This is a genomic window from Bacteroidales bacterium (genome assembly GCA_031275285.1).
Classification (GTDB): Bacteria; Bacteroidota; Bacteroidia; order Bacteroidales; family UBA4181; genus JAIRLS01.
The window spans coordinates 22,226-35,439 of sequence record JAISOY010000154.1 but is presented as its reverse complement, the minus strand read 5'-3'; the positions used below and the strand labels follow the sequence as shown (position 1 = coordinate 35,439).

The window sequence follows — 13,214 nt, the reverse complement described above, 5'->3', positions numbered from 1 at the left end:
GTATGTTTTTATTCAGGTTGTTTTTTATCTATCATCACTTTTGGTGTCGTATCAATAAGAATTATTCTGGAAATTTGTTCTCTTTACGAGATATATAATACTAATGTAAATGATTCATTTACATTACTTAAAACATAAAGCCTATACCCATAATAATTTCATTAAAATTATTGAGTTGATTGAGTTGATCGAAAAGTGTTATTTTGCTTCCATCTTTTACATTCAAATTATAAAGTTTACTGTAGCGCATTTCACCAAACCATTTGTATTTAGAGCCTATATTTGAAATTATTCCACAGCCTATTGAAAAACCACCTAAATTTTCTTGTTTTAACTTTACAGAATTCGTAAAGGTCTCATCGCTAGTTTGTGCATATTCATATAAAATACTTTTATTTTTTATCGTGCGGGAATAAATTGGGCCAACTTGAATATATGGGAACGTTTTGTTATTCAAAAAACTATACCTGAATAATAATGGGATATTTATTGAAGAATAATCAATTACAATATCATTTTTTGTATTTTCATTTTCGAATATTTTTGAAATACTTGTTCGTTTATAATATATTTCAGGGTGAAAAGAGAAATTAGTGAAACCCATTGGAGCATCTATAAAAATGCCAACGGAAATACTCCAATCATTATATTTTGGTGTTGAATAATTGCCACTCACTTTTATGGTCGATAGGCGAGTTGCTGCTACACCGACCATTATACCATAATGGAATTTTGGAAACGGACGAATATTGCAATTATTATAATCTTGGAAAAATCTCTCAAGGTTTCCCTTTTTATATTTAAGATACGAGGAATTATCAAGTGCTTGTGGACAATCCTTAATATTAATATAATCACTTAAAAAAGTGTGAATATCTTTTTGAGGTATTTCGGTTAACTCTGAACTGTCATTCTCATTTATGTAAAATTTCGTTACTCCTCTTTTGATTTTCAAATAATATAGATTGATTTTACCCTGGGACAATATTTCTATGAAATATCTTGAAGCGGTATCTTTTAATACAATTGGATATGATTTATATATTTGACCATATTCTAACATATATTCATTTACCTGATATGGCGTATATTCCATGATTGTTTTTTCTCCAGATTTAACTCTACAAAATTTTCCATTTGAAATATCTCCGGCATTAATTATTTCAGCTTCGAATCTCATTCCGCTGTTCGATATAAAATAGGTCTTCTGCCCGTTTATGCGCAATGGGTATAAAATTATTATCAAAATGATCAGGTACCAATATTTATTCATCTGTATGCAATTATTTTTATGATTGTCAGATATGATAATATTCAACATTTACAGGTGAAAGTAAAGACGTATAAAGAAAGAAAAAGCTTTTCTTTTTATTGTATATCTAAACCTCCGGATTTTACAGGACACAACTTTTCTTCTATTATGGATTGTTACCTTTAAGAGGCAGCACGTAATATGCCATAAGTATTGATGAAATACATGAGTATTTCATTTTTATTATATTAATGATGCTGCCCCAAAAATATAAAAATGAAATGGAATTTAATAATAAAACTTTCATTAAGGATCTATTTCGGTAAAATCTTATTCAATCCCTTTGTAATTCCAATACATCAATGGTATTGGATTATATTATATTAATAGCAATGCTGTACTTCTTAGTGATGGTTTTTTAATTAAATCCGGTAAGTAGATAATATGTTAATTCAATAAAGCCTATAATCGTGTACTTTCAACGATTTTTGATTTTTATATTTACATTGATCAGTTTGTATTACTGATTATTTATTATTTACCCGGCAATCCAGCCGAACAGTATCATGGCCATGATCAATGTAACAATGATATTAAATCCTTGCGCAATCAGGAATGTTTTGATGTTCTTATAGTTTTCCCGTTTAAAAATGAACCGGAAATCGGTTTCAAGGCCGATGCACACGAAAGCGATGGAAAACATCACCTCTCTCATCCCTTTTGCCAGTGAACCTAATTCTTTTGCCTGTTCCACCGGGAAAAAGAAACTAAAAATAAGGGATGCCAGGACAAATCCGATCACAAATTTAGGAAAACGGTCCCAAAGCACTTTAGGTGTAGGACGCTCTTTCTGATTGGTGCCGCGTAATGACCAGTATATGGAGATAATAAAAGCGGCCACTCCCAACAAAACATTCTGGGAGGATTTGATGATCACGCTATAAGTTTCCGCTACTTCGCCCAGGAATTTGCCCGATGCCACCACAGCTCCCGTTGTATCGATAGTACCACCCAGCCAGGCTCCTGCAACTTCCTGGGATAGTCCCATCCATTTGGCAAGGATCGGCATCAGGTACATCATGGGAATGGCTACTACCAGGACAATAGATACCACAAACGATAACTTTTTACTGTCTCCTTTGATCGCTCCGCAGGTAGCGATGGCGGCGGAAACCCCGCAGATGGAAACCGCACTGGCCAGCATTACGCCCATTTCCTTGTCTACCTTTAGTTTCCTGGCCAGCCAGAAAGTGAAATACCAGACAGTGAAGACCACTACTGTTCCCTGTATGATTCCCAGGGCGCCGGCTTTTAAGATCTCGGCAAAAAGTACCGATGTTCCCAGCAGCACCAGCCCGATCTTTATATAGTACTCGCTTCTAACAGCCGGTGACAACCATTTGGGTAATCCGATCGTATTCCGTATCAGTAAGCCAAAAGCAACCGAAAAGAAAACAGACTCAAGACCCGCTGTTTTGAATGGTTCCAGACTGCATATGAATTGGGAGAAAGCTGCTATGGCAAAAATTCCGATAAATGCCACGATAAACCCTTTCAGGCTTTCGCCCAGCAATTTGATCCCTACGGCAGAAAACAGGATGGATATCAGGAATAATCCACCCAATGAGAGCCATGATGTCCCGGAAAGTAAAGTTTTTGGAAACTTGGGAATGTAGCCTGGTAGGAGAATGATCAGTAATACCAGTAAAAGTCCCATAATAGTGGAGATCCAGTCTTCGTTTTTGAATTGTTGGAAAAATGTAGACATTATTTCTTGTTAAATTTCGGGCAAAAATATAAAAACAATCGGATAGATAAAAGAATGATAAATAATAAGTACCTGATTTAGCTGTACACTATTTAAGATTCCGCTTTTACTCAATTTTGAATCTTGAATTTTAAATCTTGAATGATTTATTTTACATTTACATGAGATTATTAAAAAACATGAAGGAGAAAATATTATTTTTTGCTGGATTATCAGCTCTGGCAACATCTTGTGTACAGGATAAAAAAGCGGCAAAACCCTTAAATATTCTGTATATCATGACAGATGACCATTCTTATCAAACCATCAGTGCTTATGATCAACGTTTTATAAATACGCCTCATATTGATCGTATAGGGAAGGAAGGGGTTGTATTTACCAACAGCTTTGTAGCTAATTCCATCAGTGGACCCAGCCGGGCATGTATGCTTACCGGGAAACACAGCCATAAAAACGGTTTTATCGATAACCGGCATCGATTTGACGGAAGTCAGCAGACTTTTCCTAAATTGTTACAGAAGAACGGATACCAGACTGCCATGATTGGGAAATGGCACCTGTCTTCCGATCCTGTCGGCTTTGATTATTGGAAGATCCTTCCGGGACAGGGAGATTATTATAATCCTGTTTTTATCGATCATGGTGAAAAGATACAAATGGATGGTTATGCTACCAATATCACTACTGATATTGCCATTGAATGGCTCGACAACAAAAGAAATAAGGAGCAACCTTTTTGCCTGTTGCTTCACCATAAAGCACCACACCGTACCTGGATGCCGGACACCTGCGATCTGGGCAGATTCGACGACATCGTTTTTCCTGTGCCGGATAATTTCTATGATAGCTATGATGGGCGTGTTGCCGCGGCAGAGCAAAAGATGAGTATTTTTAACGATATGGACGTGATATACGACCTGAAAATGGCAGATAAGGAGCATGAGATACATACTTCATCCGGCCTGGAAGCTGCCGGTAGGAATATGTACCATCCGTCGAAAACGGGTCCGGGGCGGATGAATGAAAAACAAAAAGCTGCCTGGGACAGATATTATGATCCTATTATCAGTGATTTCAAAGACCGGAAACCGGAAGGAAAAGAACTGGCTGAATGGAAATACCAGCGATATATGAAAGATTACCTGAGTGTGATCACATCTGTTGACAGGAACATAGGACGTATGCTCGATTATCTGGAGGAAAACGGGTTACTTGAAAATACATTGATCGTATATACTTCGGACCAGGGATTTTACATGGGAGAACATGGTTGGTTTGACAAACGCTTCATGTATGAAGAATCATTTCGTACCCCTTTGATGATGCGTTTGCCTGGTGGTAAGAAAGGAAAAATAGAACAGATGGTACAGAATATCGATTATGCCCCGACATTTTTGGAACTGGCAGGAATAGAGATACCTGAAGATATACAGGGGATTTCGCTTCTTCCACTGCTTAAAGGAAAGCAACCTGAATGGCGTAATTCATTGTATTACCATTACTATGAATTTCCTTCGGAACATGCAGTGAAACGCCATTACGGGGTAAGGGACAGCCGTTACAAGCTGATCCATTTTTATGATGATATTGATGAATGGGAATTATATGACCTGCAGGAGGATCCGCATGAAATGAACAATCTTTACCACCAGCCCGGGAAAGAAAGTATTATCAGAAAGATGAAAGAAGAGTTAATCAAGTTACAGATACAATACGATGATCCGGTCATGAATAGAAATTCGTAATTCAAGATTCAAGATTAACCTAGTTGAGTCATTGTCTTTTGTGAACTATTTAGTTTTCAGAGTTCTAGATTCAGATTTGATACAAAAGCGAATATTGAACTATATTATCTTATAATTGCTCAGAAGTTATTTGATTATTGACGAAATATTCATTTAAGGTCATTTTATATGTTTCTGGTTAACCGAAACAACTTCTGAGAGCAGTAAATTTATATCTTTGGAGATTGAACTAATTCTAAAACTCAATGAAATCTGCAAAAACGATCATAAGAATTGTGGTGATAATGGTATTTCTATATCCATTGAACTCCGTTTTTGGCTCGGAACCCCTTCCTTCAGCGCATTCTCTTAGAATAGGAGAGGGCTTTGAAAACCCGATAGGGTTCTACGATGCACGTCCTGGATTTTCATGGAAATTACCGGTTTGTAAGGAAGTCAAAGCACAATCTGCTTATGAGATCGTTGCGGCAAGCGAGGCTACATTGTTACCCAATAACCCGGACTTGTGGAGTACGCAGAAAGTTAAATCGGATCGTTCTGTATGGATTACCTATGCAGGCAAACCTCTCAATTCGCGACAACGGATATACTGGCAGGTGCGGTATTGGGATCAGGCGGGAAATGTCTCATCATGGAGCGAAGTCGCACATTTTGAGATGGGGTTGCTCAATAATGACTACTGGGAGGCCCGGTGGATAGGCGACCCGTTCGACAATGCGCCTGATACCACAAAATTCGGCACAAAAATATATCCGGCTCAGTATATCCGCCGGGAAGTTGGTTTCGATTCTGAAGTCATTTCTGCCCGGCTACATATAACAGCCAAAGGCGTTTTCGAAGCGCAGATCAATGGTCAAAAAGTAGGCGAGGCAGTCATGGCTCCTGGCTATACGCCATATTTAAAAAGGATTGAGACGCTTACATACGATGTGACCGGAATGCTTGATAAGGGGCGGAATGCGATCGGAATAATAGTAGCTCCCGGATGGAATACTACACGTATTGGTTGGTCGAAATCTCAGTATATTGAAAAACAACCTCCTAAAATGATCTGTCAACTGGAAGTTACGTTAAACAACGGACTGAAGAAGATGATCTGTTCCGACGGCATGTGGAAATCGACCAACAGAGGGCCTATACGTTCTTCGGAGATCTATGATGGGGAAATATATGATCAGGCACTGGAATTTGACGGCTGGAGCAGAGCCGGTTTTGACGACACTATGTGGAAAAATGTAGTTGTTGAGTCTGTCGATGCGTCCGTAGCACTTCAACCCAAGCGTCATCATCAGGTGAAGGTAAAGCATGAATTGCCTGCACAGAAGATCACAAAATCCGGCATGGGAATAATATTCGATGTCGGACAGAATATGGTCGGCGTACCAAAAGTCAAAGCGCCTATGAAAAAGGGAGATACACTCATCATACGTTTTGCCGAGATGCTTCAGGACAACGGTGAGCTTTATACGGAAAGCTATCGTTCGGCTCACTCCACGGACTATTATATTGCTTCAAAAGATGGCTGGATTGAATATATTCCGAAATTTACATTTCATGGATTCAGATATGTGGAACTGACAGGTTTCGCGTCTGGTTCGACTCCTGGAAATGATTGGGTGACAGGTCTTGTACAATATTCCGATTTCAATAAGAACGGGGACTTTAGCTCATCCGATGCCCAACTCAACCAATTGCAAAGAAATATTGAATGGGGTTTGCGGGGTAACTTTTTCGACATCCCAACCGATTGTCCGCAACGTGATGAGCGTATGGGATGGACGGGCGATGCACAGATATTTGCTCCGACATCATATTTTCTTGCCGATGTTCATTCGTTCTGGACAAGCTGGCTGCAAAGTGTCAGGGAAGAGCAGGCTTCTGACGGAAGGATCCCGATCGTAGTTCCGAATGTGGCTAAAGATCGCGTAAGTCCTGGATGGGGCGATGCGATTGCCATTATTCCATGGGAAACTTATATACGGACAGGAGAGGTGAAAGTTCTTGAAGAGAATTATGAAGCCATGAAACGTTGGGTGGACTTCTATCTGGCCCATCAGAAAGGAGAAATTATCGAACTGAAAGGATTTGGGGACTGGCTTCAGCCTTTTTCTTCGCTGGGGAATTTTGGAGAAACACCTCTCGATATGATCGCTACGGCTTTTTGCGCATATTCGATGCGATTGACCATGCAGGCGGCTGAAGTTCTCGGATATAAGGCAGATCATGAAGAGCTTGGCCGGACATACAGGAAGCTACGTTCGGCATTCGAATCGCATTTTTTCGACGCTGCAGGTAAGATTGTTGTATCAGAAACGCAAACCGGATACCTTATGGCTTTAGGTTTTGATCTTTTGACCGATCCGTTAATCCGGAAGGGTGCCGAACAAAATCTGGTCGGGTTGATCGAAAAAGCCGACAACCATCTCAGGACCGGATTCCTGGGAACTCCATTACTCGCTCCGGTTCTCGATCAGATAGGCCGTGCCGATCTGATGTATACCATACTTTTTCAGGAAAGCTACCCTTCATGGTTCTATTCAATAAATCAGGGTGCCACTACCATGTGGGAGCGCTGGAACAGCTATAGCAGAGACAAAGGGTTCGGGGATGCGGGTATGAACTCATTCAACCATTACGCGTACGGGGCTATTGGACAGTGGATGTATGAACGCATAGCAGGAATTTCACCTTTGCTTCCCGGATATAAGAAGATCAGGATCGCTCCCTATCCGGATAACAGGCTGACCTTTGCTAAAGGCGAATATGAATCACCATACGGACGTATTGTTTCTCAATGGTCTTCCGATGAGGGGCGGTTTACACTTCACGCAGTTGTGCCGCCCAACAGTGTCGCGTTAATCGTAATTCGGAAATCGACACTTAAATCAACTGTGATTAACGGCGAAAAACTCAAAAAACATAAATCTGTAAAAATAATCGAACAGGGAGCAGATTATTTCAGTTTTGAAGTTCCTGCCGGAACTTATGATATCCGGTCGGACAACTAAACCTCTCAAAAGCCGGTGTATCTTTTGGGAGATCAAATATTTGAAATGAATATCGGTAAGTACCCGAAGAAATAAACCTTCAAAATACTTTGGGGATAGCTTTAGCATTCTTAGCCAGCCGTTTATCTTGTTCGAATTTTATACAAGCCGGACATACCCTCAACCACCACCGCTGTGGCTTCCTGAATATAAATAACTACTATAATTCCCGTCGGGGATAATATAAGCCGAATATAGCTATTTCAAAGACTGGAAAAAACCGTGTGAAAAATAAACAAAATTACATTTACTATGTTATATCTAAATAAAGAGTTAATAGATAATATATAATGTATGAAACAAAATTAGGTCACAGGAATTGATATACCATATACATTTTAACTTAAATTTTATTTGCCATGAAAAAATCAGTAGGTACATTTATGTTAGTAGTGTCAGCATGTAAAGGATATATTGAATTATATCTTTTGTTTCCACACCGGTTTATGCAATATTTAAAGTATTGATTTAAAAAGTTCAAAGTTCCGGATGTAAGTTTCAACTTTGAGCCCGGAACTTTGAACATGGATTTTTTCAAACTTAACGTTTTTTCTCTGAATTCAGTACGTTTTTGATTCCATCCAATCCTTCGTTGAATTGAGCCAGCTGTGCTACCACCTGTCCGATCGGATTATCCTGCCCAATGCCGGACAACTTATTGTTTTTCCGGAATATTTCCCTGATACTTTCCCAACGTTCACTTTCCTTTGGAGTCAACAAACCTGCAATTTCCTTTAATTTCAACAGGTTCGCCTCACTATCTGAGGTCAGTGTCTGAGCTTCGCTTTCATAATGATTCAGGATAAGCGTGTTGATCTCTTCCTGATTCATCAGGGGGATGATCCGGCTAACCATTTTATTCATGTCGCGGTACGAGCCCTGCAATTTGAATGATGGTTCGGTACGGTAGGCATCCTGCATGGCGGCACTGCCAATATAGTTCTGGTTTACCTGTAGTACGATCTCCCTTACCTGCAGGCAACTTTTTGCCACAGCAATAAAATCATCCACATCCTGCTGGGTATGATTACCTTCCAGATTGAGTAATGCTTCATTTCCTGTTTCCACATATTCCATCAACTGATAAAAATCCGGGAAATTTTTATTGGTGATCTTCTGCAGGTATTGATTTTCAATGATCGAGTTTTCCAGCAGGCTCAATTTGAATAAATTTTCGGAGTCGCCGATGACATCCCCAAGGTTATATACATCGGCGCGGTTGGCCAGCATATCGGGAATCCTGAATTTTTCGCCGCTTTCGGTATATGGGTTTCCGGCCATGATGACACAGAAACGCTTTCCACGCAGGTCATAGGTTTTACTTTCACCTTCGAAGATACCGTCCATTTTTCGTTGTCCGTCGGCAAGGGAAATGAATTTCTGCAAAAACTCAGGATTACAATGCTGGATATCATCGATATACAACATCACATTATCAGCCATTTCAAAGGAGAGGTTGATTTTTTTCAATTCCTCTCGTGCACCTGAAGTTTTCGCTTCGACAGGGTCGATCGATGTAATGGAATGCCCGATGGTGGGACCATTTATCTTTACAAAAGTCAATCCCATGGTTTTGGCCAGATATTCCATTAAAGTTGTTTTACCATAACCCGGAGGTGATACCAGCAACAACATTCCCATGCGCGCCGTGCGCTTATTTTCGCCAGCTACGCCTAATTGCTTCGCTAAATTAGCGCCGATCAGCGGAAGGTATACTTCATTGATCAGTTTATTTCGCACGAAAGATGTCAATACCCGCGGTTTCAACTCATCAATCTTCAACGCTTTCCGAAACCGGTCGATCATGGATTCCTTTAGCCGGGTATAATTACTGAAAGAGGGCACACTGATGTTTTTGAACCGGGTCAGTTTCCGGATAAAATCATGGTAATCCTGATTGTATTCGCCGTTTTCAATGACAGGATGGTTGCCTTTCAGGTCATGGATGATGAGTTGGTCCGGCCCGCTGTGTATCTGGTATCCTTTTCCTTCGAACAGAAGCAGACAGGAGGTTTCATCCGCATACTTCCGGTAAATGCCGTGTTCCGGAGAAATATCGAGAAAGGATGCCAGCCAGTTGCGGACCAGATAAAACCTTTCGATCAGGTCAAATGATACATCATGTATATCAGCTTCAAAATCCGGTAGGAATTTGTTCTTTTTTAAGTATTGCAGAAAATCTTTATATAACTGATCAGCCTGTTCACTTTTTGAAAAGAGAGTGGAGCCGGAAAACTCACTGAAAAGATACCTGGCTGCTTCATCGGCAGAAATATCTATAGCAAATCCGTTGTCCCATTCCGCAAATAAACTACTGATATGATTGATGACATACTGATAATTGCCTGAATCCGGAAAAGCTTTTAATACCTTACCGGCAGAGGTGATCAGTTTGATCAGCTTATCTTTTTCCTCTTTTTCCAGGTTGTTCCAGAAAAGTTGCGCAGCAACACGCAACTGGGGGCTGTATGATAAAACACCTAATTGGTGACTGGCATGATCCAGCGCTTCAAAGATGCGCATGGCATCGAAATCATGTACACCTTTCATGTATGATTCCGAATAGCTTTGCTCCACTTTCCGGGTGATATAGCCTTTCAGATCGAAGTTTTTCGACTGCTGTTTCTCGAGGAAAGCTTCAAAAGCCAGGTATTCGGCACGGTATACTTCACGGTTTTCCGAAATAACCTCCTGTTCCCAGAATTCACGGTAATGGCTGATATCTTCATCCGGTAATTCATGGTAGAAACTGGTTCCGATCAGATGGAAAAATAATCGATCCTCCCGTCTTACGATGGTGAGATCGAGTGGCTGGCGGTTGACGGAAAATTTGTAACTACCCAGGCTGATGATCTGCTCTCCATCGGCAAACAGTTCATTGCGGTCCCTGAGTATACGTAATGCATCTTCCAATGATGTTTTCAGGCTGTTTTCGAGGTTCTCGGCCTTTGATACATCTCCCAGGCTTTTTAACTCTTCCACCAGTTTCCTGACCTTATCGATCATCAGGTCGGTGGAGAAAAACGCCTGTATCTCTTCCCGGGTCTTGAATGACTGGGCTTTATTTTCAACATTTTTCAATACCCTGAGCCCTATCTGTTCCAATGAGGAAGTACGCCGGTTGATCTGTTCTATCAACTGGGCTTTACGTCCGTCAAAAGCCTTGGTGATCTCATTGCGCTTATCCGATATTTTGATGATAAAATCATCGAAGTCGGCATATTTGCTTTCCAGTTCTTCTACCTGGATACTGATCTTGGAGAAATATTCATCGCATTTTTCAGGGGAAGAGGAGAGTTCCAGGAAATTAACCACTGTTTGCTCCAGCAATGTCAGTTGGGCATGGAATCCGGCTACCGCTTCACTGCTTTTTAATGCATCGGTCTGCCTTTTGAGTTGCGCCCGTACTTCGTTGAGCGAAGAAAAAATCAATGAGATCTTTTCGATAATCCGTGTTGTCTGTGTGGCGTCTTCGATCTTCAGGCTGTTCAGGATATCGATCAGTAATTCCAGTTCGGACGAGATCAGCTTACAGTTTTCGTCAATTTTGTTGGCATCGATGACTTTTTTTACCTGTTCTACCTGCTTTTTCTCATTCCTGACTTTCTCCTCATAAGGCACCAGGGCTTCATCCCTGAGAAGGAACTCGACCGTCTTTTCAGAAAGGCGGGTATTGGTCGTTCCGAGTTCTTCCTTTAAGGCCTCGGTTTTGGGTAGATCGATGTATTTTACCTGTTGGAGCTCGATGACCTCACCTTGCAGCTTTCTGGTTTCAGCCAACGATTTGACCAATGATTCCAAGGTATTGGATTTGGCGTGCTTGATATCCGATAGCAAGGCCTCTACCTTTTCTTCAGTTGCAGACAATATCTGGGTAGCATGCTTTTTCTGGGCCTGTACCTTTTCGAACTCGTCAATGGCTGTATCTGCTATTTCCCTGATCTGCCGCAACGGTTCGGAAAGAGCAAACGTTCCTTTATCCGATACCCAGAAATAGGCATCGATGATATCATTGGATTTTTTTACGATATCTTCATACAGGTCTTCATAGGAATCTTCCTTATTGATCAGATGAATGACTTCCTGGCATTCGGCCATTGCCTTTACAATGTCTTTATTCCCGATTTTGTACAGCTGGTTTTCTTTTTTTTCCTGATTTTCCGTTAGCCTGACCTGATAAGGGGTTTGCCAGATCTGCACCTGATGATGCCGGGTAGCCTCTGCTTCCGAGCGGAAATAGATGAGCGTACCGTCACCAAACAGGGTAAACCCGTTACATATGATCGGGGTTTCCACCTGCTGCCGGATGATGTTATACGACATGACCACGTAGGTATTCCGTTCATTCTGGTAAAAAATATACAGAAAATCTTCTCCGTTGGGAGAGGCTACTTTACGGAAAAATTCCAGTCCGTTCAGCTCATTTTCAAATATTTTGTATTCCCCGTTCTGTAAATAATAACCGTTAGGAAAGATAATACCGTGATTATCGGGAAGAAGTACGCCGGCATCATTCAATGCAGGGATATTCAGTACCTCTTTTGTCCTGGTATTGAACACATAGGCCCGGAATTCCTCCTGATAGGGTTTAATTCTCAGTAAAATAAGATTTCCCAGGTCGGCATAATAATATTCGGCATCGTCGATCTGCTGGTCCTTATTTTCTACCTTTTCTTCATATACGCCTTTTCCACTCTGTGTATTGTCTTCTATTTTAAAGGTAATATCGCCACCTAACGCTTCGATAAATACCTTATCCATAATGGAGATATGGGGGTGGACGCCTAAACGGCGGTCATCGAGGGTCGTTTTCTGCCATTGGCATTCATGCTGCTGTGCTTTTTTTACCTCATGAATACTTCTGTCATCCTGGTATATCAGTTGATTACCTTTGATCAGCCATTTGAATGCTTTCAGGTCCCCCGTATTTTTACTGGTCTGGAAGACCATATACAGGTAGTTTTCAGTTTTCCTGAAGCGGGAGAATATCGAATCCCGGTAATATTTATACAGGTTCTGGTAGTCATTGATAAAGGCCTTGTCGTTGATCAGGTCCAGCGACTGTGGTATGAACTGGTTATTTTCAAACTGATAAATGCTGAATACATCGCTTAACTGGATATCCGACCGCAGGCCGAAATGTACGTTATAACCGAAGATACAGAGATTGCCGAAAGCCATGATCCCCCGTGCTACGCAGTTGTTTTCCGTGGTGATCCGCTGGTTGGCCAGTAAAGTAAACTCAATGGAACGAAACACTTCCTTACGGGCGTCATTCAATAGGTTCAACCGTTTGGTCAGCTCATCCCTTTGTGTAAAAAGCCGCTTACGGATGATTTCATAGGTGCCGGCATCCAGATTGTCAGCCGGTTGTTTATTTTTTATGTCTTGCATGTATTCGT

5 protein-coding genes are annotated in these 13,214 nt (G+C 40.9%); 2 read left to right on the top strand and 3 right to left on the bottom strand.

Annotated features, from left to right (window positions below):
* Positions 1–127: 127 nt before the first annotated feature.
* On the bottom strand, positions 128–1,273 hold the full coding sequence (locus LBQ60_15420; protein ID MDR2039312.1) for a PorT family protein: 1,146 nt from the start codon (positions 1,271–1,273) through the stop codon (positions 128–130).
* 517 nt (positions 1,274–1,790) lie between these two features.
* Positions 1,791–3,020, bottom strand: a complete 1,230-nt coding sequence (locus LBQ60_15415; protein MDR2039311.1) for a putative sulfate exporter family transporter — start codon at positions 3,018–3,020, stop codon at positions 1,791–1,793.
* A gap of 179 nt (positions 3,021–3,199) precedes the next feature.
* On the opposite strand from LBQ60_15415, the gene LBQ60_15410 reads away from it, so the two are divergent.
* Both LBQ60_15410 and LBQ60_15405 read left to right on the top strand, forming a co-directional pair.
* The gene (locus tag LBQ60_15410; GenBank protein ID MDR2039310.1) at positions 3,200–4,765 is read left to right on the top strand and encodes a sulfatase; all 1,566 of its coding nucleotides are present in this window, start codon (positions 3,200–3,202) and stop codon (positions 4,763–4,765) included.
* 245 nt (positions 4,766–5,010) lie between these two features.
* On the top strand, positions 5,011–7,773 hold the full coding sequence (locus LBQ60_15405; GenBank protein MDR2039309.1) for a glycoside hydrolase family 78 protein: 2,763 nt from the start codon (positions 5,011–5,013) through the stop codon (positions 7,771–7,773).
* Positions 7,774–8,352: 579 nt separating this feature from the next.
* Here LBQ60_15405 and LBQ60_15400 read toward each other — a convergent pair.
* Positions 8,353–13,206, bottom strand: coding sequence for a DNA repair ATPase (locus LBQ60_15400; protein ID MDR2039308.1), 4,854 nt, complete (start codon positions 13,204–13,206; stop codon positions 8,353–8,355).
* Between the last annotated feature and the right edge of the window lie 8 nt (positions 13,207–13,214).